At 69.2% G+C, this 24,706-nt stretch carries 23 protein-coding genes and 1 pseudogene; 17 read left to right on the plus strand and 7 right to left on the minus strand.

The window, feature by feature from the left end:
• Positions 1-2: 2 nt before the first annotated feature.
• On the minus strand, positions 3-1,820 hold the full coding sequence (gene lepA / locus ACZ5LB_RS20210; protein WP_464604011.1) for a translation elongation factor 4: 1,818 nt from the start codon (positions 1,818-1,820) through the stop codon (positions 3-5).
• A 62-nt stretch (positions 1,821-1,882) separates the two neighbouring features.
• Here lepA and ACZ5LB_RS20215 point away from each other — a divergent pair, with 62 nt between their 5' ends.
• The 14 genes from ACZ5LB_RS20215 (at position 1,883) to ACZ5LB_RS20280 (ending at position 17,280) form a co-directional block, all read left to right on the plus strand.
• Positions 1,883-3,364: a carboxypeptidase-like regulatory domain-containing protein gene (locus ACZ5LB_RS20215; protein WP_464604012.1), complete on the plus strand. Its 1,482-nt coding sequence runs from the start codon at positions 1,883-1,885 to the stop codon at positions 3,362-3,364.
• A gap of 66 nt (positions 3,365-3,430) precedes the next feature.
• Positions 3,431-3,988: an RNA polymerase sigma factor gene (locus ACZ5LB_RS20220; RefSeq protein WP_464604013.1), complete on the plus strand. Its 558-nt coding sequence runs from the start codon at positions 3,431-3,433 to the stop codon at positions 3,986-3,988.
• Complete coding sequence (locus tag ACZ5LB_RS20225) at positions 3,981-4,301, plus strand: hypothetical protein (protein WP_464604015.1); 321 nt, start codon at positions 3,981-3,983, stop codon at positions 4,299-4,301. The genes ACZ5LB_RS20220 and ACZ5LB_RS20225 overlap by 8 nt, the downstream gene beginning before the upstream one ends.
• Before the next feature lie 104 nt (positions 4,302-4,405).
• On the plus strand, positions 4,406-6,064 hold the full coding sequence (locus ACZ5LB_RS20230; RefSeq protein ID WP_464604016.1) for an AsmA family protein: 1,659 nt from the start codon (positions 4,406-4,408) through the stop codon (positions 6,062-6,064).
• Positions 6,065-6,110: 46 nt separating this feature from the next.
• Complete coding sequence (locus ACZ5LB_RS20235) at positions 6,111-7,514, plus strand: M20/M25/M40 family metallo-hydrolase (RefSeq protein WP_464604017.1); 1,404 nt, start codon at positions 6,111-6,113, stop codon at positions 7,512-7,514.
• A 269-nt stretch (positions 7,515-7,783) separates the two neighbouring features.
• Positions 7,784-8,857, plus strand: coding sequence for a glutamyl-tRNA reductase (locus ACZ5LB_RS20240; RefSeq protein WP_464604018.1), 1,074 nt, complete (start codon positions 7,784-7,786; stop codon positions 8,855-8,857).
• Positions 8,854-9,723, plus strand: coding sequence for a hydroxymethylbilane synthase (hemC, locus tag ACZ5LB_RS20245; RefSeq protein ID WP_464604019.1), 870 nt, complete (start codon positions 8,854-8,856; stop codon positions 9,721-9,723). The genes ACZ5LB_RS20240 and hemC overlap by 4 nt, the downstream gene beginning before the upstream one ends.
• Before the next feature lie 35 nt (positions 9,724-9,758).
• Positions 9,759-10,355 (plus strand): uroporphyrinogen-III synthase, encoded by a 597-nt coding sequence (locus ACZ5LB_RS20250; protein ID WP_464604020.1) that lies wholly within the window; start codon positions 9,759-9,761, stop codon positions 10,353-10,355.
• 2 nt (positions 10,356-10,357) lie between these two features.
• Positions 10,358-11,329, plus strand: coding sequence for a porphobilinogen synthase (hemB, locus tag ACZ5LB_RS20255; RefSeq protein WP_464604021.1), 972 nt, complete (start codon positions 10,358-10,360; stop codon positions 11,327-11,329).
• Positions 11,330-11,331: 2 nt separating this feature from the next.
• Positions 11,332-12,597: a glutamate-1-semialdehyde 2,1-aminomutase gene (gene hemL, locus ACZ5LB_RS20260; RefSeq protein WP_464604022.1), complete on the plus strand. Its 1,266-nt coding sequence runs from the start codon at positions 11,332-11,334 to the stop codon at positions 12,595-12,597.
• Positions 12,598-12,609: 12 nt separating this feature from the next.
• On the plus strand, positions 12,610-13,596 hold the full coding sequence (hemE, locus tag ACZ5LB_RS20265) for a uroporphyrinogen decarboxylase (RefSeq protein ID WP_464604023.1): 987 nt from the start codon (positions 12,610-12,612) through the stop codon (positions 13,594-13,596).
• Between the two features lie 63 nt (positions 13,597-13,659).
• The gene (gene hemN / locus ACZ5LB_RS20270; protein WP_464604024.1) at positions 13,660-15,030 is read left to right on the plus strand and encodes an oxygen-independent coproporphyrinogen III oxidase; all 1,371 of its coding nucleotides are present in this window, start codon (positions 13,660-13,662) and stop codon (positions 15,028-15,030) included.
• Entirely contained in the window at positions 15,027-15,974 is a 948-nt protein-coding gene (gene hemH, locus ACZ5LB_RS20275; protein WP_464604025.1) for a ferrochelatase, read from the plus strand. Before hemN ends, hemH begins: the two co-directional genes overlap by 4 nt.
• A 13-nt stretch (positions 15,975-15,987) precedes the next feature.
• The gene (locus ACZ5LB_RS20280; RefSeq protein WP_464604026.1) at positions 15,988-17,280 is read left to right on the plus strand and encodes a protoporphyrinogen/coproporphyrinogen oxidase; all 1,293 of its coding nucleotides are present in this window, start codon (positions 15,988-15,990) and stop codon (positions 17,278-17,280) included.
• Here ACZ5LB_RS20280 and ACZ5LB_RS20285 read toward each other — a convergent pair.
• From ACZ5LB_RS20285 to ACZ5LB_RS20295, 3 genes and pseudogenes are all read right to left on the minus strand, one after another.
• Positions 17,277-17,666, minus strand: a complete 390-nt coding sequence (locus ACZ5LB_RS20285) for a PIN domain-containing protein (protein ID WP_464604027.1) — start codon at positions 17,664-17,666, stop codon at positions 17,277-17,279. The two genes, ACZ5LB_RS20280 and ACZ5LB_RS20285, sit on opposite strands and share 4 nt — an antisense overlap.
• 182 nt (positions 17,667-17,848) lie before the next feature.
• A pseudogene (locus tag ACZ5LB_RS20290) lies at positions 17,849-17,941 on the minus strand (hypothetical protein); the annotation flags it as partial.
• Between the two features lie 61 nt (positions 17,942-18,002).
• The gene (locus ACZ5LB_RS20295; RefSeq protein WP_464604028.1) at positions 18,003-18,464 is read right to left on the minus strand and encodes a hypothetical protein; all 462 of its coding nucleotides are present in this window, start codon (positions 18,462-18,464) and stop codon (positions 18,003-18,005) included.
• 108 nt (positions 18,465-18,572) lie between these two features.
• Between ACZ5LB_RS20295 and ACZ5LB_RS20300 the strand changes: the two genes are divergently transcribed.
• Entirely contained in the window at positions 18,573-20,231 is a 1,659-nt protein-coding gene (locus ACZ5LB_RS20300) for a serine/threonine protein kinase (RefSeq protein WP_464604029.1), read from the plus strand.
• On the opposite strand, the gene ACZ5LB_RS20305 is transcribed toward ACZ5LB_RS20300, so the two are convergent.
• Positions 20,232-21,335: a hypothetical protein gene (locus ACZ5LB_RS20305; RefSeq protein WP_464604030.1), complete on the minus strand. Its 1,104-nt coding sequence runs from the start codon at positions 21,333-21,335 to the stop codon at positions 20,232-20,234.
• A 193-nt stretch (positions 21,336-21,528) separates the two neighbouring features.
• On the opposite strand from ACZ5LB_RS20305, the gene ACZ5LB_RS20310 reads away from it, so the two are divergent.
• Positions 21,529-22,140, plus strand: coding sequence for an LPP20 family lipoprotein (locus ACZ5LB_RS20310; protein ID WP_464604032.1), 612 nt, complete (start codon positions 21,529-21,531; stop codon positions 22,138-22,140).
• 86 nt (positions 22,141-22,226) lie between these two features.
• The gene (locus ACZ5LB_RS20315; protein WP_464604033.1) at positions 22,227-22,628 is read left to right on the plus strand and encodes a phage holin family protein; all 402 of its coding nucleotides are present in this window, start codon (positions 22,227-22,229) and stop codon (positions 22,626-22,628) included.
• A 42-nt stretch (positions 22,629-22,670) separates the two neighbouring features.
• On the opposite strand, the gene ACZ5LB_RS20320 is transcribed toward ACZ5LB_RS20315, so the two are convergent.
• Both ACZ5LB_RS20320 and ACZ5LB_RS20325 read right to left on the minus strand, forming a co-directional pair.
• Positions 22,671-23,360: a CsgG/HfaB family protein gene (locus ACZ5LB_RS20320; RefSeq protein WP_464604034.1), complete on the minus strand. Its 690-nt coding sequence runs from the start codon at positions 23,358-23,360 to the stop codon at positions 22,671-22,673.
• 195 nt (positions 23,361-23,555) lie between these two features.
• The gene (locus tag ACZ5LB_RS20325) at positions 23,556-24,644 is read right to left on the minus strand and encodes a coiled-coil domain-containing protein (RefSeq protein ID WP_464604035.1); all 1,089 of its coding nucleotides are present in this window, start codon (positions 24,642-24,644) and stop codon (positions 23,556-23,558) included.
• Positions 24,645-24,706: the final 62 nt, after the last annotated feature.

Here is a 24,706-nt window from a genome sequence, read left to right on the forward strand (position 1 = left end):
GCTCAGCCCTCCACCTTGAGGATGGCCAGGAAGGCGTCCTGCGGGATGTCCACGCTGCCGATGGACTTCATGCGCTTCTTGCCCTCCTTCTGCTTGGCCAGGAGCTTCTTCTTCCGGGAGATGTCGCCGCCGTAGCACTTGGCCAGCACGTCCTTGCGCCGGGCCTTGACGTTGGTGCGGGCGATGATCTTGGCGCCGATGGCGGCCTGGATGGCCACGTCGAACATCTGCTGGGGAATGACCTCCTTCATGCGCACCGTGAGGCCGTGGCCCATGGCCTGGCTCTTGGAGCGGTGCACCAGGATGGACAGGGCGTCCACGGCGTCGCCGTTGACGAGGATGTCCATCTTCACCAGGTCGGATTCCCGGTAGCCCTTCATGTGGTAGTCGAAGCTGGCGTAGCCCTTGGAGATGGACTTGAGCTTGTCGTAGAAGTCCAGCACCACCTCGTTCAGGGGCAGCTCGTAGACGAGCATGACCCGGTCCTTGCCCACGTACTCCAGCCGCTGCTGGAGGCCGCGGCGATCCTCGCAGAGCTTCAGGAGGCCGCCCACGAAGTCGGGGCGGGTGAGGATGGTGGCCTCGATCAGGGGCTCCTCGATGCGGGCGATGCGGGGCAGGGGGGGCAGCCTGGAGGGGTTGTCCACGTCCACCTCGGTGTCGTCGGTGAGGAACACGTGGTAGCGCACGGAGGGGGCCGTGGTGATGAGGTCCAGGTCGAACTCCCGCTCCAGGCGTTCCTGGACGATCTCCATGTGCAGGAGCCCCAGGAACCCGCAGCGGAAGCCGAAGCCCAGGGCCTGGCTCGTCTCGGGCTCGTAGCTGAACGAGCTGTCGTTGAGCCGCAGCTTGTCCATGGCGTCGCGGAGGCCCTCGTAGTCCTCGCTGTTGGTGGGGAAGATCCCCGCGAAGACCACGGGCTGGAGTTCCTTGAAGCCCTTGAGCATCTCCGTGGACGGGCGGGTGGTGTTGGTGAGGGTGTGGGTGAGGGTGTCGCCCACCTTCACGTCGGCCAGGGTCTTGATGCTGCCGGTGACGTAGCCCACCTCGCCCACGGAAAGCTCGTCCACCTTGCTCATCTTGGGGTTGAACACGCCCACCTCGTCCACGCGGTGGTCGCTGCCGGTGGCCATGAAGTGCATGGTCTCCCCGGCCTTGAGCGTGCCATGCATGATGCGGACGAGGCACACCACCCCGCGGTACTGGTCGTAGTGGCAGTCGAACACCAGGGCCTGGAGCGGCGCCTTGGGATCGCCCTTGGGGGGCGGCACGCACTTGACGATCTGCTCCAGCACCGCCAGGCAGTTCTCGCCGGTCTTGGCCGACACGTTGATGGCGTGGGCGGTGTCCACCAGCCCGATGACGGTGTTGATCTCCTCCAGCACCCGCTCGGGCTCGGAGCTGGGCAGGTCGGTCTTGTTCAGGACGGGGAAGATCTCGAGCTCGTTCTCCAGGGCCAGGTAGGTGTTGGCCAGGGTCTGGGCCTCCACGCCCTGGGTGGAGTCCACCACCAGGATGGCCCCTTCGCACGCGGCCAGGCTCCGGCTCACCTCGTAGGTGAAGTCCACGTGGCCGGGGGTGTCGATGAGGTTCAGGGTGTAGGTGTTGCCGTCCAGGGCGGGGTACTTCAAGGTGACCGCGTGGGCCTTGATGGTGATGCCCCGCTCCCGCTCCAGGTCCATGTCGTCGAGGATCTGGGCCTGCATGTCCCGCCGGGCGATGGTGTTGGTCAGCTCCAGGAGCCGATCGGCCAGGGTGGACTTCCCGTGGTCGATGTGGGCGATGATGGAGAAATTGCGGATGAGGTTGGATTCGGTCACGCGTGGCCTTTTGAGGTTCAGTCCCGGGGTTTCCTAGAACCGTCCATTGTATCGTTGAATCCATGGTACGTCTGCTATTGACCCTCCTCCTGTGCCTGCCGGCCGCCGCCGGGCCCGTCCGGGGCCGGGTGACCGACGGCGCCCGGGGCCTGGAGGGGGTCCGGGTGCATCCGGACCGCGGCGTCCGGGTGCGGCCGCGGACCCGGCCCCCGGTGGCCTTCACCGATGCCCAGGGCGGCTTCGCGCTGGACCTGGACCCGGCCGACACCCACGTGGTGGTGGAGAAGTCCGGGTACCAGCGGGACCTGGTCCCCGTGGGCGAACTGGCCGCGCCGGTGGTGCTGGCCCGGGCCCCTCGCTTCCGGAAGGAGCGGGTCCTGGTGGTTCGCCTGGACTACCCGGACCAGGCCCCTTTACGCACCGACGCCGAGCTTCGGGCCCTCTTCTTCGGCCGGGGTGCTGGGGAGGCCAGCGCCGCCAACTACTTCTACGAGATCTCCAAGGGGAGCCTGGAACTGGAGGAGGGGGCCTTCATCCACCTGGCAGACACCGATCATCCGGCGCCCCGCACGGATGCCCAGCGCGGGGAACTGGTCGGGTGGGTCCTGGAGCGGATCCGGAACCGGGGCTTGGCGTCGCTCGACGAGGTGGAGAACCGAATTGGCGCACGGGCGGCCGATGGCAAGCCCGACCACCTCTGGATCGTCCCCCCCGGCCCCCCCGGCACGGTCACCCAGAGCACGAAGGAACTCACCGCCATCTGCATCCTCAAGCCGCTTCCCTGGAACGAATTCGTCCAGTGGCCCGCGGTCTTCTTCACGGACGAGACCCCCCTGGGCTTCATCGTCCACGAGGCCCTCCACGCCATGGGCGAGAACCGCGTGGACGACTTCTACCTGGATTCGAAGCACCCCCTCACCGCCGGCGCCTGGGACGTCATGGACGCCGGGATGTTCCGGGGCTGGGACCGCTACCATCCCGAGACCGGCCCCTGGCAGGAGGACACCGCCTACAGCCCCTCCCAGCCCATGGGCTGGGTGCGCACCGACCTCTGGTACCACGGCGTTTTCCGCGACACCGTGCGAGCCCTGAAGGTGCGCCGGGCCTGGGTGGGCTGGCTGGACCCCCTGGAGCGCGCCCCCGGGGACCTTCCCCAGCGCCTGGTTATTCCCGATCCCCGCTGCCAGGGCCGGTTCTGGGAGCTGAACGTGCGAAGGCCCCTGGGCTTCGACCGCGGGCGTGTTGGAAACCGCTGGGGACCCGGGTTCGAGGGGCTGGTGGTGGCCCGGGTCGACCCGGGGCTCCTCACCCGGGGCGAGCCCAGGGGCCCCGTGCGGGTCATCGACGCCCATCCCCGCACCCCCGAGCCGCCCGCGCCCAGCTACCCCGGGCGCCGGTGGCAGCTGGACGACGCCGCCTTCAACGTGGGCCCCGGCGAGGTGTCCGCGGGCAGCGACGGGCCGCTTTCCTGGGAGGTCCTGGAGGCCGACGCCTCGGGCCGGCTGCGGGTGCGGGTTCAGGTCCAGCAGGTTCCCGCAAGGTGACGCACAATATTCCCCGGGTTCCTCCGTCTTCAGGTATAGAAGGAGGAACCCCTGGAAGCCGCCTGGATGTCAGAGCAGGATCGTCAGATCACCGAAGCGGTTGAGCGCGAGGCGTCCAGGCTCCGGAACTTCATCCGGAAATGGGTGCCCGACGAAGCCGACGCCGAGGACGTCCTCCAGGAGGTGTTCTTCGAGCTGGTGGAAGCCCAGCGCCTCATGACGCCGCTGCGCGAAGCGGGGGCGTGGATGTACCGGGTGGCCCGCAACCGCATCACCGACCTCTTCCGGCGCCGGGGGAACGAGATCCGGCGGCAGGCCCCCTTCGAACGGGACCTGGAGGGCGAGGAACGGGCCCTGGAGGACTGGCTGCCCTCCCGGGACGCGGGGCCCGAGGCCGCCTTCGCGAGGCGGATGCTGCTGGAGGAGCTGGACGCGGCTCTGGAGGAACTTCCGGAAGACCAGCGGGCCGTGTTCGTGGCCCACGAGCTGGAGGGGCGGAGCTTCAAGGAACTGGCGACGGATACGGGCGTGCCCGTGAACACGCTGCTGTCGAGGAAACACTACGCGGTTTTGCATCTGCGCAAGCGCCTGCGGGCGATCTACGAGGAGTACGTCGATGTTTAGGCACAAGGGAATGACCGTCCGCAAGGGGATCGGCATCGCCGTCCTGGCCGTGGCCGCGGTGGCGGTGCTGGGGTACGTCGTCATGGGTCTTTGGAATGGGCTGATGCCGGAGGTCTTCGGGCTGCGGTCCATCCGTTTCTGGCAGGCCGTGGGGCTCCTGGTGCTGTCCAGGATCCTGTTCGGGGGCTTCCACCGGTCCCACGGGGGCGGCTTCCACCGCCGGCACCACCTGATGCGGCGCTGGGAGGCCATGACGCCGGAGGAGCGGGAGAAATTCCGGGAGGGCCTCCGGGGCCGGCACTGCGGGTGCTGAGCACCGGAGAACGGGTGGACGACGCCCCGAGGTGTGGGATCATGGAGCCGGGCTGACTTCCCATGCCTTGTTTTTACAATTCTTGATTTCTCCTGGCGTGCCCCATGAATACCAGGCCTCCCATGGACACCGGCGCGGCGCCTCCCCGGAGGGGGCCGGGCTGGGGTCCGGTCCTGGCGAGGCTGAAGGCCCGGTGCCGCGCCCATCCCGTGCGCGCGGCCCTGGGCGCCGCAGGGCTCCTCCTGGCCCTGGCCCTCCCCCTCGCGGACCAGATTCTGGCGCGGCCCCTGCAGGCCTGGGCCGAGCGCACCATGAACCGGCAGCTCAAGGGCTACACGGTCCGCATCGGCCGGGCCCACCCCCACCTCTGGCGCCTGGGCCTGGACCTGGACCAGGTGGTGGTGGCCCAGGACACCCATCCGGTCCCGCCCGTGGCGGATTTCGGCTCGCTCCGGTTCTCGCTGCTCTTCGGGGAACTGCTCCGGTTCAAGGTGGCCGGGAACCTCACCCTGGAAAGCCCCGCGCTGCACATCGACCTGGCCCAGGCCACGGAGGAGGTGCGGAGCCGGGTGAGCCTCAAGGAACGGGGCTGGCAGCGGGCGGTGGAGTCGGTCTTCCCGTTCAAGCTGGACCGGGTGGAGGTGCGCAACGGCTCCATGCTCTACCTTTCCGCGGACACCGCCGACAAGCCCCTGCAGCTCACCCGGATCTCGCTCCTGGCCCTGAACATCCGCAACATCGCGACGGCCCGGGGCACCTACCCCTCCCCGGTGAGCCTCTCGGCGGTGATGTTCGACACCGGGAAGGTCCGCTTCCAGGGCGGGGCGGATTTCCTGCGCGAACCCTACGTGGCCGCCCGGGGGGACCTCCACCTGGAGCGGGTGCCCCTGGACCGGCTGAACCCCCTGGCCCAGGCCTACCAGGTCAAGACCACGGGCGGGTTCCTGTCCCTGGACGGCACGGTGGAAAGCACGCCGGAAGGACAGACCGCCCATCTCAAGCAGGTGCACCTGGAGGACCTGCGCGTGGACTACGTGCACAGCCTGGCCACCGTGGACCAGGAGAAGGCCCATGGCCGGCAGGCCGTGAAGCTGGCCCGCAGGCTCCGGAACGCCCCCACCCTAAAGCTCCACCTGGACACCCTGCGCCTCACCAACGCCCAGCTGGGGTTCCAGAACGCCGCGCCCCGGCCCCCCTACCGCGTCTTCCTGACCCAGGTGGACCTGAGGCTGGAGAACCTGGACAACCAGGCCGGCCATGGAACGTCGCCCTTCCAGGCCTCCGGGATGTTCATGGGCAGCGCCCCCGCCAGCTTTTCGGGAAGGTTCCGGGGCGGCGCGCAACCGGCGGATTTCCAGGTGCGCCTGGAACTGAACGACGCGCCCCTGCCCAGCCTCAACGACATGCTCATGGCCCACGGGGGGGTGGACGTCGCCCAGGGCTCCCTGTCCGTGTTCACCGAACTCACGGTCAAGGACGGCCGGGTGGAGGGCTACGTGAAGCCCCTCATCCGGAACCTCAGGATCTACGACAAGGCCAAGGACGGGCGCAAGGGCTTCGGGACGCGGGTGAAGATGCACGTCTTCCAGGCCCTGGGGGAACTCTTCAAGAACCGGTCGTCCGGCTCAGTGGCCACGGTCGTCCGCATCTCGGGTTCCACCCGGGCGCCCGAGACCAGCGAGTGGCAGGTGATACGCAAACTCCTGGGCAATGGCCTGTTCCGGGCGATCCGGCCCGGGTTCCTGGGCAAGGAAGGGTCCTAGCCAAGGCTGACAATACCGCGCATGATGATGCATGTTCGGAGGCCCCATGCGCGGTTCCATCCCCCTGCTCCTCGCCCTGGCCTTCGTGGCGCCCAGCCTGCTGGGTTCGGCCCCGGAGGACCCCCTGGCGAAGATCCGCGTCCAGGCTTCGGCCCTGGCGGCCAGGGCCCTGGCCTCGGACCGGGCCTACCGGACCCTGGGGTCCCTGTGCGACGACGTGGGCCACCGCCTCAGCGGCTCGGCCAACTACGACAAGGCCGTGCAGTGGGGTCTCCAGGCCATGCGGGACGCGGGGCTCCAGAACGTGCACACCGAGAAGGTCATGGTTCCCCACTGGGTGCGGAACCAGGAATCGGCCCGCATGGTGGCGCCCACCGCGCAGGAGCTGAGCATCCTGGGCCTGGGCATGAGCGTGCCCACGCCGCCGGGCGGCATCACCGCCGACGTGGTGGTGGTGTCCTCCCTGGAGGAGCTGGCCGCCCTCAAGGACGAGCAGGTCAAGGGCCGCATCGTCCTGTTCGAGTCGCCCTTCAAGGGGTACGGGCCCGGGGCGCGCATGCGCTTTTCCGGGGCCTCGGCGGCGGCGCGAAAGGGGGCCGTGGCCATGCTCCTGCGTTCCGTGGCCTCGCTGAGCTTCGACACCCCCCACACCGGCACCCTCCACTACGACGCCGACGCCCCCGCCATTCCCGCGGCGGCGGTGAGCGTGGAGAACGCCATGATGATGCGCCGCCAGTGGGAACGGGGCCAGCGCATCCGGGTGCACCTGGAGATGAACTGCCAGACCCTTCCGGACGCCGAGGCCGCCAACGTCGTGGGGGAACTGCCCGGCTCGGCCAGGCCCGGCGAGATCGTCCTGGTGGGCGGCCACCTGGATTCCTGGGACGTGGGGCAGGGGGCCCAGGACGACGGGGTGGGCTGCATCCTGTCCCTGGCCGCCGCGCAGCTCATCCACGAGCAGGGCCTGAAGCCCGCCCGAACCGTGCGGGTCGTGTTCTTCGCCAACGAGGAGAACGGGAACCGGGGCGGGGAGGGCTACCTGGCCCGGCACCGCGCCCAGATGAAGGACCACGTGGCGGCCATCGAGACGGATTCGGGCAACGGTCCCGCCCGGGGCTTCTCCCTGGAACTGCACGCCCCCGAGGGCGGCAAGGCCCCGGACGCCCAGAAGGCCCTGGCGGTTCTTTCGGGCCTGCGGCCCATGCTGGAGCCCCTGGACGCCGGAAGGCTGGTGTTGGGCCACGGCGGCGTGGACATCGAGCCCTCGGTCATGGTGGGCGTCCCCGGCCTGGGCATGAACCATGAAACGGCCAAGTACTGGGAGGTCCACCACTCCAAGGCGGACACCTTCGACAAGATCAACCAGGAGGACCTGGCCCGGAACGCGGCCATCCTTGCGGTGGCGGTGTACGGCCTCGCCGATATGCCCGGACGGCTCCTGGAACCCTAGGAGGCTGTGATTGCCATCAATTTCCTTTTTTTACGCCTTTGTGCTTCCCTTTCGCCGACCGATGGGAAAACAATATGGCAGAAGGGAATTTACCTGCCTGCCCCGCCCGTGACCGGTGGGGGTCCGGCCGGAACCTGAACTTTCCGGTTCGGTCGATTCAATTATTTAAGATACCCTGATCCCTTAGACAGACTAAATGGCGGCCCATGGATCCTGTTCTCTATTCCTACTACATACCGAGGCATGACCCTGAGGTTGTGGCCAGGAACGTGGTCCGTGCGCACCTGGCTGATCACCTGCTCATGTGGCGGCGCATCTCCGACGCGTGCGAACTGGTTTACCTCGCCACCTGCCAGCGGGTCATCTTCATGTTCTGGGGCGGCGACGGCACCACCCTGGGCTTCGATCCCGACATCGAGTGCTTCCAGGGGGAGGCCGCCTGGCGGCACCTGCTGGAGGTGGCCACCGGCCTCAACAGCGCCAACCTGGGCGACCGCGAGATCGTGGGGCAGATGCGGCAGGCCCTGCAGACGGCCAAGGAGACCCGCACCGCGGGCCACGAGGCCCAGGCGGCCTTCGAGGACATCCTCCGCGAAGCCCAGCGCCTGCGCACCCGCATCGGCCTGGACGACGGCAGCGCCAGCGTGGCCACCGCCGCCCTGCGCCACCTGGAGACGACCCTGGCCCCCAACGCCAAGGTGGCCATCGTGGGCGTCGGCCCCATGAGCCGGTACCTGGCCCAGCGCCTGCCCGAGCGCGGCTTCCAGATCTCCATGTCCAACCGGACCCTGTCCAAGGCCGAAGCCTTCGGCCTTCCGCTGGTGCCCCTGGCGCAGCTGCAGATGGACCCCGAGGGCTTCGACGCCGTGGTCACCGCCACCGCCAGCTCCGCGCCCATCTTCACCAAGGGCAACTGGGAGCGTCTGGATCGGCCCCCCGTGAGGCTGGTGGACCTGGCCCTCCCCTACGACACCGAACCCGAGATGGACGAGATTCCCTGGGTCACCCGCGTGGATCTTTCCACGTTCCTGGCCGAGACCGAGGGCGGGCGCATGAAGCGGCGGGAAGCCGCCGTGCACGCCGAGCCCTTCATCGTCGGCGCCGTGGAGCGCCTGCGGCGCCGGGCGGACGCACGGATTCAGAAGCACGCCAACCGCACCGCCCAGGATCGCCTCACGGACGCCTGGGAGGCCATGGAAGCGGAAGCCGTCGCGCCCGGAAGCGCGCTCGCCGGCCTCGACCCCGTCCAGATGGAAGCCCTGGAAGCTCTCCTCAAGCGGGGACGCACGCTGGCGTTCCGGGCCCTCAACCTCCACCGTGAGCCAGCCCTGGAAGGACGATGAAGATCATACTGGGCACGCGGGGTTCGCTCCTCGCCGTGCAGCAATCGGAAGACCTGGTGGCCCACCTCCGTGCGGCCGGGCATGAAATCCAATGGAAGCGCTTCACCACCCACGGCGACCAGTGGCTCGCCGGCCCTCTGGGCAAGGAGGAGGGCGCGGGCTTCTTCACCAAGGAACTGGAGGACGCGCTCCTTTCCAGGGACGTGGACCTGCTCATCCATTCCTTCAAGGACGTGGCCCTGGACCGCCCCGCGGGGATCGCCACCGCCTGCGTGCCCCACCGGGAGGACTCCGCGGACTGGCTCGTGATGCGTCCCGACGCCCCGGAGAACCCCGTCATCGGCACCAGCTCCGAGCGGCGCCTGCGGTTCCTCACCGAGGCCCTGCCCAAGGCTTCGTTCACCTGGATCCGCGGCAACGTCCCCACCCGGCTCCAGCGGGTCAAGGACGGCATGCTGCGCGACGCCCCCCTCCACGGCACCGTGCTGGCGGCCGCGGGCCTGCGCCGCCTGGGCCTGGACCTCACCGGCCTGGACGTGCGGCCCTTCGGGCCCCGGGAACTGCTCCCGGCCCCGGCCCAGGGCGCCCTCCTGGCGGAATGCCGGGCCGAGGACACCGCCATCCTGGAAGCCCTCAAGGGCTTCCACCACCCCCCGACCCTGCGGTGCGTGACCCTCGAGCGCCGGGTGCTCCGGGGCATCGGCGGCGGCTGCCAGCAGCCCCTGGGCGCCCTCTGCGTCGAGGAGGGCGGCGCCTTCCATCTCCGGGCCGCCTACGCGGGGCCCGACGGGATCCGGTGGGCCGAATCCCGCGGCACCGATGAGGATGTCCTCGTCACCGAGGTCCTCCGGGGGCTGGGGCTGTGAAACGCGTGGGCCTCGCCCGCGCCAAGGATGACGCGATGAGCCGGGCCATTGCGGCCGCGGGCTGGGAACCCGTCCCCTTCCACGTCACGGCCATGGAGGCCACGGGCGCCGCCCCGCCGCACCCGCGTCCCGACGGGGTCATCGTGCTCAGCCCCGCCGCGGCCCGCCTCGGGCGGATCCCCCAGGGCGTGCCCTGCCTGGCCCAGGGCGCGGCCACGGCCCTGGCCCTGGAAGGCCGGCAGGTGCTCACCAGCGCCATCCCCCATGCCGAGGGCCTCGTGCAGCTGCTCAAGGACCGCTTCCCCGGAGGCGGGACCTTCCTCCTGGCCCGGGCCGGACGCAGCCGGGAGCACCTGGAGGAGGCCCTGCGGGGCTCCGCCTGGACCCTCCTGCCCTGGATCACCCACCGGGAAGTGCCCCTGGATCCCCTGCCGGCCCTGCCCGCCCTGGAGGCCGTCCTGGCCCTCAGCCCCCTCCAGGCCGAAGTGCTGGGCCCCCTCGCCGGGGACCGCCTGCGCCTGGCCTGGGGTGAACGAACGGACCGGGCCTACGCCCAAGTGGGATATCCTTCCCATGGGTGGTGCCAGCCCCAGCTGTCCGCCCTGCAGCAACTCCTGTCTTCACGAGGTTGACCATGCTGATCCGATCCCGCCGCCTACGCACCACCAACGCCATGAGGGACCTCGTGGCCGAGACCACCGTCCAGGCCCGGAACCTCATCCAGGGCCACTTCGTGCAGCCCGGCAACGAATCCACCGAGATCTCCAGCCTCCCGGGCATCTCCCGCAACAGCGTGGAGGCCACCGTGCGCCAGGTGGAATCCGACCTGAAGCTGGGCCTGCGCAGCCACCTCTTCTTCGGCGTGCCCGACCACGCCGACAAGGCCCCCGACGCCCACGCCGCCCACGACCACGAGGGCATCGTGCCCGTGACCGTGCGCCGCCTGAAGAAGGAGTTCGGCTCGGACGTCATCGTCATGACCGACGTGTGCCTGTGCGCCTACACCGACACCGGCCACTGCGGCATCAACGAGGGCCCCGTGATCGTCAACGACAAGTCCGTGGAGATCCTGGCCCGCATGGCCGTGGCCCACGCCGAGGCCGGCGCCGACATCGTGGCCCCCTCGGACATGATGGACGGCCGCATCCGCGCCATGCGCGAGGCCATGGACGCCCAGGGCTTCACCCAGACCGGCATCCTCAGCTACGCCATCAAGCACGCCGGCGCCTACTACGGCCCCTTCCGCGAGGCCGCGGACTCCTCGCCCAAGTTCGGGGACCGCCGCAGCTACCAGATGGATCCCCGGAACGCCCGGGAAGGGCTGCGCGACGCCCTGCTGGACCTGGAGGAGGGCGCCGACGCCCTCATGGTCAAGCCCGCCATGCCCAATCTGGACCTCATCTGGCGCCTGCGGGAGAAGACCCTCTGCCCCATCGCCGCCTACCACGTCTCATCCGAATTCAGCAGCGTCAAGGCCGGGGCCCGCATGGGCTGGCTGGACGAGGCCAACCTGTTCAGGGAGCACCTGCTGGCCATCCGCCGCGCCGGCGCCGACTGGATCGTAACCTACGTGGCCCGCGAGGCCCTTGAGAAGAAGTGGATCTGACCATGAGCAACGACACCCTGTTCCAGGAAGCCCTCACCCACTTTCCTGGCGGCGTCTCCAGTCCCGTGCGGGCCTTCCGCGCCGTGGGCGGGACCCCGAAATTCTTCCGCAAGGCCTGGGGCAGCCGCTTCGAGGACGAGGAGGGCCGCCGCTACGTGGACCTCTGCATGTCCTGGGGCCCCCTGATCCTCGGCCACGCCGTGCCCGAGATCATCTCGGCCGCCGTGGAGGCCATGCAGGAGGGCCTGACCTTCGGCGCCCCCAGCCGCCGGGAGGTCGCCCTGGCCCGCCGGATCAAGTCGATGGTCCCCTTCGTGGAGAAGATGCGGTTCGTGTCCTCGGGCACCGAGGCCGTCATGAGCGCCCTGCGCGCCGCCCGCGGCTTCACGAAGCGCTCGCGCATCCTGAAGTTCGACGGCTGCTACCACGGCCACAGCGACGCCATGCTCGTGAAGGCGGGTTCCGGCCTCGTGACCTTCGGCGAGCCCAGCAGCGCCGGCGTGCCCAAGGGCTTCGCCGACCTGACCACCGTCATCAGCCTGGACGACCTCGAGGCGCTGGAAGCCACCTTCGACAAGCTCGGCCACGAGCTCGCCGCGGCCATCATCGAGCCCATCCCCGCCAACAACGGCCTCCTGGTGCAGGACACGGCCTTCCTCAAGCGTCTGCGCGAACTGTGCAACGCTTACGGCGTGGTGCTCATCTTCGACGAGGTCATCAGCGGGTTCCGTGTGGCCCCCGGCGGCGCCGCGGAGCTCCTGGCCATCACGCCCGACCTGGTCACCTACGGCAAGATCATCGGCGGCGGCATGCCGGTGGGCCTCTACGGCGGCCGCAAGGACATCATGGCCGTCATCTCCCCGGACGGCCCCGTGTACCAGGCCGGCACGCTCAGCGGCAATCCCGTGGCCATGGCCGCGGGCCTGGCCACCCTCGAGCGCCTCACGCCCAACCTCTACCGCAGCCTCGACCAGAAGGGGGCCCAGTGGGCCGCCGCCTTCGAGAAGATCCCCGGCCTCCACGTGCCCCGCGTGGGCAGCCTCCTGTGGCCCCTCTTCCAGCCCGGCGTCAAGCGCGCCGACCGCGTGGAATCCGGCGCCATCGAGCGGTTCAACCGGATGCACGGCCTGCTTCTCAAGGAAGGCGTGTACCTGCCCCCCTCCGGCTACGAAGTGGCCTTCCTCTCCGCCGCCCACGGCGACGAGGAGCTGGCCCACGTCGAACGCGCCATCGGCGTGGTCGCCGCCGCCCTCAAGAACGAAGCCTAGAACGGATTCCCCATGACCCCTCAGCTCGTCCGCGCCCTCCGGGGTGAAGTTCTGCCCACGCCCCCCATCTGGTTCATGCGCCAGGCGGGACGGTTCCTGCCCGAGTACCGGAAGATCCGCGAGAAGGCCACCTTCGAGGACCTGCTCTACGATTCCGACCTGGCCGCCGAGGTCACCCTCCAGCCGGTGCGTCGCTTCCCCAAGCTCGACGGCGCCATCATCTTCTCGGACATCCTGGTGATCCTGGACGCCCTGGGCTGCGGCGTGGTCATCCCGGAAGGGGGCCCCCGCCTCACGAAGACCCTGGACCAGATCGACCCCGACGTGCTCCTGGACGAGAAGGTCTTCGAGCCCGTGCAGGCCGCCCTGCGCAAGGTGCGCGCGGCCCTGCCCGAGGACAAGGCCCTGCTGGGCTTCGCCGGCGCCCCCTGGACGCTCCTGGCCTACGGCCTGGAAGGCAAGGGCAGCAAGAACTGGGTGCGGGCCAAGTCCTACCTGCACCAGGAGCCCGAAAAGGCCCGCAAGTGGCTGGACCGCCTCGCGGACGCCTCGGCGCGCCTCCTCAACCTCCACATCGGGGCCGGCGCCCAGGGCGTGCAGCTCTTCGACACCTGGGCCGGCGAACTGGACCGGGAGGACTTCGAGGCCTTCGCCCTGCCCGCGGCCCACCGGGCCCTTTCCCAGGTGGAAGGCGCCCCCCGGCTCTTCTTCCCCCGGGGCATCCTTCCCCCGAGCCTCGGCACCCTGCCGTGCGAAGGCTTCGCCGTGTCCTGGCAGGTGCCCATGGCCCAGGCCCGGGCGCAGTTCCCCGGCAAGGTGCTCCAGGGCAACCTGGACCCCACCTCCCTGCTGGCTGGCGAAGAGACGGCCGTCCGCAAGGCCAAGGCCATCGTGCAGGTCATGAAGGGCGCCCCCCACGTGTTCAACCTCGGCCACGGGCTCCTGCCCGAGACGGACCCGGCGGTGGTGGGGGCGGTGATCGACGCGGTCAAGGCTTAGCCTCGGATAGTTGACCGGAATCATCCCCTTCATCTGCGAAAATGGACTCTGGAGGTTCCGAAGATGGCCCTGTCCCTCTCCGACCTGATCAAGCACTACGACCGCCCCGGGCCCCGCTACACCGGCTACCCCATGCCGCCGGCCTGGTCCGAGGGGTTCCCCCAGGAGGAGGTGGCCCAGGCCCTGGCCCGCGCCGACGCCGACCCCGAACCCCTGTCGCTCTACGCCCACCTCCCCTTCTGCAAGCGCCGCTGCTCCTACTGCGGCTGCAACGTGGTGGTGAGCCCGCACTACTCGCCCGTGGACGCCTTCCTGAAGTCCCTGGAGACCGAAGTGGAGATGTGGGCCTCCCACCTCCCTACGCGGCGCAAGGCCATCCAGCTCCACTGGGGGGGTGGCACGCCCACCTACCTCAACGTCGCCGACCTCCGGCGCACCTTCAAGCTCATCACCGACCGCTTCCCCCTGCTGCCCGGGGCCGAGGTCTCCATCGAGGTGGACCCCACCTTCCTGGAGCCTGACCAGCTCCCCGCCCTGCGCGAGATGGGCTTCAACCGCGTCTCCTTCGGCGTGCAGGACCTGGACGAGCGCGTGCAGGAGCTGATCACCCGCGGCCAGACCTGGGAGCAGACCCTGACCACCGTGAGGCAGGCCCGGGACCTGGGCTTCCCCGGCGTGAACCTGGACCTGGTGTACGGCCTGCCCGGCCAGACCCTGGCCACCTTCCGGCGCACCCTGGAAAGCACCCTCGAGCTGAACCCCGACCGCATGGCCATCTACGGCTTCGCCTACCTGCCTTCGGTCATGCCGTACCAGCGCAGCATCCCCGCGGAGACCCTGCCCAGCCCCGAGCTGCGCCTGGACCTCCTGCTCCTGGCCGTGGAGATCCTAGAGAAGCACGGCTACGTCGCCATCGGCATGGACCACTTCGCCCGTCCCGGCGACGAGATGGCCAAGGCCGTCAAGGAAGGCCGCCTCATCCGCAACTTCATGGGCTACGCCGTGGCCGCGGGCTCGGACCTCCTGGGCTTCGGCCCCAGCGCCATCTCCAACGTGGCCGGGGTCTACTCCCAGAACGAGAAGATCCTCACCAAGTGGGAGCGGGACATCGCCGAGGGGCGCTTCTCCGTGCACAAGGGCCACCGCCTGGACGGGGAGGACCTCATGCGCCGCTGGCTCATCCACGAACTCATGGGCACCTTCGAGCTGCGCTGGGACGACCTCCGCGCCCGCTACGGCGTGGACGGCCCGGTGCACTTCGCCGGCGCCATCGAGGAACTCAAGGCCGAGGAGCCCTTCGGCACCGTGGAAGTGCGGGAGGAGGGCGTGTTCATCACCCCCCTGGGCCGCCGCTTCGTGCGCAACATCGTGCAGCCCTTCGACGGCTACCTGAAGAAGCTCGCCGCCGGCACCCCGTTCTCGAGAACGGTGTGAGGCCCGACACCGCCGTCGTCCTCCTGAACCTGGGCGGCCCGCTGCGATCCCGGGACGTGGAGGGCTTCGTCTACCGGCTCTTCTCGGACCGGGACATCATCAAGTTCCCCGGCCCCGCCTTCCTCCAGCCGCTGTTCGCCACCCTGCTGTCCAAGGGGCGGCGCAAGGAGGTGATGGCCCGCTACGACGAGATCGGCGGCGGCAGCCCCATCCTGCGGGAGACGGCGCGCCAGGCCGCGGCGCTGCGCGCCGCCCTGCGGGAGGCTGGGCGCCTGGAGCCCGTGAAGATCGCCTTCCGCTACACCTCGCCCCGGGCCGCGGGGGTGCTGCGCTCCCTGAAGGGGCAGGGCGTCCGCCGCATCGTCCCCGTCACCCTCTACCCCCACGACTGCAGGGCCACCACCGGTTCCAGCCTCGTGGAGCTGGAACGCGAGGCCCGGAGCCTGGGCCTGGAGGTCCTCCCCGGCGTCCTGCACTACGCCACGGACCCCGACTACCTGGAGAGCCTCGCGGGGCCCCTGGAGGCCGCGCTGCGCGAGGTTCCCGGCGCCACCGTGGTGTTTTCCGCCCACAGCCTGCCGGCGCGGCAGATCGAGCAGGGCGACGCCTACCAGCGGGAGATCGAGGCCACCGTGGCGGCCCTCAAGGCCCGGGTGGGCGACATCCCCGGCGGCTTCAGGCTGGCCTACCAGAGCAAGGTCGGCCCCATCAAGTGGCTGGAACCCGAACTGGGATCGGTGCTCACGACCCTCGGGGGCAGGGACGTGATCGTCCTCCCTGTGAGCTTCGTCACCGAGCACATCGAGACCCTCCACGAACTGGATATCCTTTTCAGGGACGTGGCAAGGAGTGCGGGCGTGCGCAGCTACCGGCGCCTTCCGGCCCCCGCCGCGGATCCCGCCTACATCCGCTGCCTGGCGAGGCGAACCCTGTCGGTACTGTGAAAGTGAGGACGTCATGACCACCTTGATTCTCGGCGGAGGCATCACCGGACTGCTGGCGGCCTACTACCTGCAGGAACGGGGCGAGGCCTCGGAGGTCTGGGAGGCCGATGAGGCCGTGGGCGGCTGGGTGAAGACCCTGCCGTGGGCCGACGAGGCCGGCCGTCCCGGCCGCATCGAGCGCGGCCCCCAGGGCGTCCTGGTGACCCCGGGAAGCCGCACCGACGTCCTCTTCAAGGCCCTGGACCTGCCCCTCAAGAGCCCCGGCAAGGGCGCGCGCTGGGTGGGGACGGGGGGCCGGCTGGTGCCCGTGCCCGCGCATCCCGTGGGCCTGTTCGGCACCCCCCTCATGTCCTGGTCCACCAAGTTCCGCATGTGCTTCGAACCCTTCATGCCCGTGGGCCCCGAGGAGCCCGAGGAGGGCCTGGCCGAGTTCATGGCCCGCCGCGCGGGCCCGGGCATCGCCACCGAGCTCCTGCCGCCCATGGTGGCCGGCATCCTGGCGTCCCCCGCCGAGCTGCTCAGCGTGGACGCCATCCCCAAGCTGCGCCAGTGGGAGTCCTACGGCAGCCTCCTGCAGGGCATCATGAAGTCCGGCGTCAGCCACCTGCAGGTGCCCGAGGGCGGAATGGGGAGCCTTCCCCTGCGGGTGGCCTCCCGCCTGGCCGCGGTGAAGACCGGGCTCCGGGCCGAGTCCCTGGAACGCACGGCCGACGGCCAGTGGCGGGTGAAGGGCAACGGGCTGGAGCGAGTGGCCGACCGGGTCGTGCTCGCGCTGCCCGCCTACGACGCCGGGCGGCTCCTGGCACCCCACGCCGAGGCCTCCGCCCGGGCCCTCGCCGAGATCCCCTACACTTCCGTTAAGCTCTGGCACAGCCGCCACGCGAACCTGGCCCCCTTCAAGGACGGTTTCGGCTTCCTCATCCACCCCAAGGAGGGCCGGCCCTACTTGGGTTCCCTGGTGCCCAGCTGGATCGACGCCGGCTGCGCGCCCGAGGATCGCATGCAGCTGCGCAGCTTCATCGGCGATTCCACCCTGTGGGGCGACCCCGAACCCGGCGTCCCCAAGGACTGGCCCTGGACCTTCGGCAAGCTCCGCCACTGGGTGCCCGAACTGTCCGAGGCCTCCCAGGCCCGGGAGGAGATCAGCACCAACGCCATCCCCCGGGCCGAGAAGGGCCACCGGGGCCGCGTGCGCAGAGCCCTGGAGGGCCTGCCCCAGGGCATCCACTGGCTGTCCAACGCCCGCTTCGGCCCGGGCGTGCGCGACGTCATCGAGGGCCTGGAGCCCTGGCTGGAGACCCTCTAAAGCCGCTGGACGTTTCCGGCCCGGCCGTATTTCCTGTCGAAGGTGATGACCCCGGTGGCCCCGTTGGCGAAACCGATCTGCGTGATGAGGTTGTCGGCGAATCCGCCGCCCCCGCCCGCGCGGGTGGCGTCGATGGCTTCGCGAACCAGTCCGGGTGCTTCGATGAGCACACCGCGGGTCTGCAGCATATTTTCAAGGGTCGTCAGCACCCGTTCCCGCTCCCACCTGCCGCGCAGGACCCAGGCCAGCTCGGCCAACACCAGAAGCGGCACGAACACCCCTCCCTCCCCTTGAGCCTCCGCCAGCGCCTTCCGGGCCTTCCTCGCCTGCGGCGGGTCATCGTTCAGGTGGGCCCTGGCCCAGACGTTGGTATCTGCGACGACCATCACCAGACCCTCCGGACTTTGGCGGCGTCCATCTCCTCGAAGGTCATGACTTCGGTCGCCCTTGGACCCGCGTCGGCCATCTTCCAGAGATCCTGGAGGTCGAAGCGCACCGGCTCCCCTCTGAACCCGCCGTGGGACGTCTGACTGAACCGGATCCGACTTCCCGTTTGAATGCCGAGACTCTCCCGAAGGGCCTTCGGGAGAGTGACCTGGCCTTTGGAGCTGACCGTGGCTTCAACGTCCGGCAGCGGAATGTAAGACACAGTGGGCCGCATGGCTTTACCCTCGTCTTACATTTTAGGCCTTTTATGCTTACCGGCAAGGCCTCCTGCGGCCCTACTTCCCCTTCTCCATCGTGCCCGAATAGGACCCGAGGTTGGCCTTGGGGGCCTTGAACCCGAAGGCGTCGTGGTTCACGCTCACGAACACCGCCAGCAGGAAGAGCACGAAGGCCAGCATGGGCGCGCCGCGCTTGCGGGCCGCCAGGGCCTTGGGGCTCATCTCGGAGAACATCACCATCAGGAACACCAGGACCAGCTTCCAGTGGAGGTAGAGGGCCTGGAAGGGCTCGGCGCCGGCCTTGAACTTCATCACCAGGAGCACGAGGCCCAGGAGGAAGGCCAGGCGGAAGCCCCAGGCGGCCGTGCGCTTCCACAGCAGGGACGTGAGGCCCTGGAGGTCCTCGCGGCTTTCCTCGAAGCCCACCAGGAGCAGGACCACCGCCGCGGCGCCGCCTCCCACGGCGAGGGTGATGATGTGAAGGCTCTTCAGGAGACTGAACGTATCGAAATGGGGCATTCCGGACCTCGCGACAGGGTGGGTTTCAACCCGATTGTCCTACATTAACCCACAAGGTGGAAAACGCGGACCCATGTATGATGGGTTCGATCCTACAGTGGGCGAATCATGGCAAAGACCATCGGCAAGTATGAAATAATCCGCTCCCTCGGTTCCGGGGCCATGGGCGAGGTGTACCTCGCCAGGCAGGCCGCGATCGGGCGGGAGGTGGCCATCAAGACCATCCTCCCCAACGTGGCCAAGGGGGAGGAGGCCGAGGGCCGGTTCCGTCGGGAAGCGGAGGCCGCCGGCAAGCTGAGCCACCCCAACATCGTCACGATCTTCGACTTCGACAAGGACGGGGACACCTTCTACCTGGTCATGGAATTCGTCAGGGGCGACGACCTCGAGGACGTCATCCGGAACCAGGCCCTGTCCCACTCCCAGTTCCTGGAGGTGCTGGCCCAGGTGTGCGACGGCCTCAGCCACGCGCACCGCAACGGCATCATCCACCGGGACATCAAGCCCGCCAACGTCCGCGTCATCCGCGACGGCCGGAACCTCCAGGCCAAGGTCATGGACTTCGGCATCGCCCGGGTGGAGGACAGCAACATGACGGCCACCGGCATCGTCATGGGCACCGTCAGCTACATGGCGCCCGAGTACATCCGCAACGGCCACGCCACGACCCAGTCCGACCTGTTCGCGGTGGGCGTGATGCTCTACGAGTGCCTGACGGGACGCAAGCCCTTCGCGGGGGACAACACCACCACCATCCTGTTCAAGATCGTCTCGGAGACGGCCCCCCCCATCGACCTCAGCACCATCCACGGCATCAGCCCGAGCATCCGGAACGTCCTGGACAAGGCCCTCTCCAAGGAACCCGGCGAACGCTTCCAGACCGCCGACGACTTCGCCAAGGCCCTGAGGGCCTGCAAGGATCCCAGCTGGGCCGGGACCCTGGACGAGGCCACGGCCCTGATCACCAAGCACCAGCAGGCCCTGGCGCTGGCCGCGGCGCCGCCTTCCCACCCCGACGAGACCGAGGTCATCCGGCCCCAGAGCGCGCCCACGGCGGTGGGCCGGATCGCCCCCGCCGAAGGCACCGCGGTCCTGCCCGCGGCCCCGGCCAAGGCCGGCGGCAGCCGCGCCGGCCTCTTCGCGGCCCTGGGCGCGGCGGCCCTGGCCGCGGCCGCCGGGGGCGGCTACCTGGCCCTCCGGCCCCGGCCCGCGCCGCCCCTCCCCGAGGCGCAGGCTCCGGTCCACCCCGCCGCCCCGCGGGAGGAGCCCGTCCCCGCGGCCCAGGCCGAAGCCCCCAAGGCCGCGCCCGCCGCCCCCGAGGCGCCCCGGCCCGTCACGGCCAGGACCGAAGCCGCCCGGCCCGAGCCCGCCAAGCCCGAAGCCACCCGGCCCGACCCTCCCCGGCCGGAGCCGGCCCGGCCCGTCCCCGCCAAGGCCGAGCCCACCGGCACCCGGGCCATCCTCGCCCTGATCGACACCGACCCGCGCCAGGCCGCGGCCCAGGCCAAGGCCATGGCCGCCGCCGACCCCGGCAACGCCGAGGTCCAGGGCCTCTACCTGGCGGCCCTGTACCAGAGCCGGAACGCCTGGGACTTCGAGCGCGGCCTCAACCGCGCCCTGGCCTCGGGCCTCACCGTCGGGCAGATGCTCCAGGCGGCGCCGCCCCTCAAGAAGGCGCTGGGCCAGGAGATCCGGCTCCAGAAGGCGAACCCCCCCGCCGGCATCCTGCCGGGGGACGTCATGAAGAAGATCAGCGCCGGGCTGTAGCTACCGGACCAGGTTGTCGAGCCACTTGGAGAAGGTCTTCTCGATCTTCTCGCGGAAGTCCTGCTTCAGGCGGCTCTCGGCCTGGAAGTCCGAGACGCCCAGGCCCTTGGCCTCGATCTCCACGGACTCGTACTCCGTGCCCGCGCGGTCCCGCAGGGTGATGGACAGGGCGCCCCGGGCCACGATGATGCCGGTGTCCTTGCTGGTGGAGTGGCTGACCCAGCCGCCCCGCCACCATCCGTTCCACTGCTGGCGGCTCGTGTCGACCTTGGCCGTCTTGGCGTCGGAGCGGTAGTCCAGCACCAGCTGGAACTCGCCGTCCCGCTCGGCCCATCCCAGGCCGGTCTTCAGCGCGGCGTTGCGCAGGATGGCCGCGATCTGGCTGGCGCCGGGCCCCCCTTCCATGGACAGGGTGAGCGACGCCCGGAGCTGCTCCATCTGGCGGTCCACGGACAGCTTCCCGGCGCGGATGTCCCGGCGGAGCTGGGCGTCGCCCCCGCCGGCGGCCAGGAGCGCGGCCATGTCGTCCAGCTTGGCCAGCTCCATCTGGGCGTTCCGGAGGCGGTTGAGCTGGCGCAGGCGCTCCCGGGGGGCGGTGGGGGTGTCGGACTCCTGGAACAGGTCGTTCTTCTGGGCCGTGAAGCGGGCCCGCAGTTCCCGTTCGGCGACGGGCACGTCCAGGTAGGCCAGGGCGTAGGCGGTGGCCCCCTTCACGTCCACCCAGGTCTCTTCCACCACCAGCCCGGGCAGCTCGGTGGCCGAGGCCTGGATCCGGGTGTCCTGGCCCACCTGCTGTTCGGAGGTGCCCGTGGCCTTGCCGCCGGACTGCTGGGTCATGGTGGCCCGGGTGGAGACGTTGGTTTCGGACTTCACGCTGGCCCGGAGCCGGCTGAGCACTTCGCCCCGGGCGCTCTGGGACGCCTGGGTGAGGGCCTGGGCCTCGCTGGGCGCCACCGGGGCCAGGCCCATGGCGTAGACCCTTCCGGCCTGGGAGGGAAGGGCGGTGATCCACATGGGCTTGACGAGCCCCTGGCGGATCGTGGGCGTCTGGGCCCACCCGGTGCCGGACAGCAGGGCGGCAAGGATCAGGCTTCCGGTCCTCATGGCGATTTCTCCTGGGGGGTGGGATTCTGCGGGTTCGGAAATGATGCTAGGATTGATGCCGCAAATATGCCAGCTTTGCAGTTGCGGCACAATGGCATTCAGGGAAGAATGTTCCATTCATCGCTGGGCCGCTCCATCGCCCCATCGCCCCATCGTCGTGCCGCTCCTCCCAACCTCTTTCCAAGGAGTCCCCATGCGTCTCACCCTCCACCTTCCCGTGGGCCTGGCCATGGCCGGACTCGTGGCCTGCGGCGGTCCCAAGACGGAGCCCAACAAGGTGCCCGTGACCACCACCGCCACCAAGAACGCCCCCAGCTGGATCGACAACGAGGAGATCCCCGACGGCCTCGCCGCCGTGGGCATCGCCCAGCCCAACCCCATGGGCGACAAGTCCATGATGCGCACCGTGGCCGTGGCCGACGCCCGCAGCAAGCTGGCCGGAAAGCTCAAGGTCCGCGTGCAGAACATGTTCAGCCAGCTCAACCAGCAGGTGACCACCGCCGCCGCCGACAACACCAAGAAGCCCATCAAGACCGACGTCATGAACCGGGTCATCGAGAACGTCACCCGGCAGCTGGTGGACCAGGAACTGGCGGGCACCACCACCCGCAACTACTGGAACGACCCGTCGGACGGCAACCTCTACGTCTTCGTGGTCATGACCAAGGAGACCATGGACCGCGCCCTGGCCGGCGCCGCCCAGAGCCAGATCCGCAGGGAGATCGCCCAGGGCGAGCAGAGCCTCAACGCGGCCCTGGACAAGCTCGACGCCGCCATCGCTGCCAGCGACCCCAACCGGCAGTAACCCCCCCGCCTCCGGCCGCCGCATCCGCTCCCCGCGGATCGGCGGCCGGGGTCTAGAGGGTCTAGAATGGGATGCGGAGACGGATTGTGAGAACGCTGCTTCGGTTCCTCTTTTCCGCGGTGGGCCTGCTCATCGCGTCCTACCTCGTGCGGGGCATCCACCACGGGGCTTTCATCGACCTGGTGGCCGTGGCCGTCATCCTGGGGGCGCTCAACGCGACCCTGGGGATGCTGCTGCGGTTCGTGGCCTTCGTGCCCCTGGCCTGCAGCCTGGGGTGCCTGGGCCTGTTCATCAACGGCCTGGTGTTCTGGGCCGCGAGCTGGGTGGCGGTGACCCTGGGCCTGGACTTCCGGGTGTCGGGGTTCTGGGCGGGCTTCTTCGGCGCCCTGGTGTCCAGCGTCTGCGCCACGTTCCTGGAGACCGTGCTCATCGGCAAGGAACAGAAGCGCCGGGAGGAGGCCCCCCGGCGCATCAAGATCGTCAATTGACGTAAGGAAGGTTGGACGGGACGGACGCGCGGTCCGCCCAGGTCATTCGTCCGCTTCGAGGCTGGCGCGGGTGATCTTGCCCAGCATCTGCTTGGCGAGCTTCTGGATGATGGGCTCGAAGATCTGGTTCACCATGCTCTGGTCGAACTGGAGCTGGCTGCCGGTGCCGGCGACCTTGACGCCCATGTCCTTGACGGTGGCCTCGTCGTGGGCCACGGCCACGATCTCGGCGGTCTGCACGTCGATGAGCTTCATGTCCAGCCGGCCCGTGAGGGTGGCCTTCTGCACGTGGATGTCCCCGGCCACGCCTCCGGCGAGGCCGCTGCCCGTGAGCCTGCCCACCAGGGCGCCGGCGCCCCAGCCCGTGCCGAAGCCGCTCTTCTTGTAGGCGAAGCGGGTCACCTTCCCGGTGACCATCCACCGCACGCCCAGGAGCTTGCCCATCTTCGCCACCTTGCGCTGCTCGGCGGGATCGTCGGATTCCTCCACCAGGCCGCTGGCGTTGAGCTTCTGCTCGGCCAGCACCTCGTCCAGGCGGGCGCGGTCCATGACCCGGACCTTGTCGCTGCCTTCCTCGATGAGGGTGGTGACGCAGAGGTCCTGGAGCACGTCGCTGATGCGGGTCTCGCCGCCGACGTAGCCGTAGCCCCAGCCGCCCCAGCCCTCGTAGGCGCCCTTGGCCACGGGGAAGGGCGCGACGATGACGCGGGGGCGGTCCTTTTTGGGAACCACCGCGATTGCGGGCGCCAAAGCGAACAAGCTAAGGGCGCAGAGTGCGAACAACCGGCGTGTCACCACGGAATCCTCCATTTCTTGGGTTTGCCATACCGAGTATACCCACGGCCGGGAAAAAACCCACCCCAAGGCGCAAGGAATGTTCCATAAAAAAAGCCCCCTCGCGGGGGCTTTTCCATGGGGCAAGGAAGCCTAGTCGGTGACGGCGAAGACCACCTTCTCGTTCTTGAAGCGCTCCTTGTTGATGAGCTTGACCACGGCGGAGGCCTTGTCCTCGGCGATGGTGAGGGTGAAGTGCTTGTCCCGCTCGATGGAGCCGGGGATGACGCTGACCTTCCCGATCTTCTTCAGGCCCACTTCCGAGGCCGTGATGGTGATGGTGTCGGTGGAGCGCAGGTCCAGGGCCTTGGTGAACACGCCGTCGGCCCAGTTGGAGCCGGCGCGGTCCTTGGCGAAGATGGGAACGACGATGACGCCGTCCTTCTCCAGGGCCTTGCGGTCGCCCACCACGTAGTGGAGGGAGTTGAGCTTGGCCTTGGCGGCCTCGTTGCTGGCGTTCAGGCTCTCCAGCTCCTTGATCATGTTGGTCTTCTCGGCCTGGAGGCCCTCGATGTCGGCCACGAGCTTGGCCTTCTGGGCGGTGAGGTCCGTGAGCTCCTCGGTCTTCCGGGTGGATTCGGCCTGGGCCACGTCACGCTCGCCTTCGATCTTGGCCTTCTCCTCGGCCTGGAGCTCGGTGGGGGAGATGTGGGCCTTGCCCTGGGAAACCCAGCTGCCGTACACGCCGTTGTTGTAGTAGTGGTAGACCTCGAAGCCGGCGGCCATCTTGTCCATGATCAGCACGCGGCTGATGAGCTGCTTGGCCTTCTCCTCGCCCACGCCCTTGCGCTTGAGGAAGCGCATGGCCAGGCCGTAGTGGCTGTCGTTCTCCTTGGCGATGTCGGGCTTGGGCAGCACGGCGCGGAGCTTGGCGATCTTCTCGTTGAGTTCCTTGATCTCCTTGTCCTTGTCCAGCACCTCCTGGAGGAGGGCCTGGTAGGAGCTGTTCTTCTCGGCCTTGATGCGCTCTTCCAGGGCGCTCTTCTGTTCGGGCGTCAGCTGCAGGGTTTCGGCGTTGGGACGGATGTCGTTGACGCCGGCGGCCTTCAGGTTGCGGGTCTGTTCCGAGCCGGCCACGTTGGCCTTCTGGCTCATCTTGTCCAGTTCGGCCGCCTTCTCGGAGAGTTCATGGATCTCCTTGTCCTCGGCGGACTTCTTGCAGGCCGGCGAAATCGTCAGCATTGCGACGGCCAGGGCTCCGAACAGGATTCGTGCTATTCGCGAGACGTTCATAAAAGCTCCAT

The organism is Mesoterricola sp. MK458 (assembly GCF_055384935.1).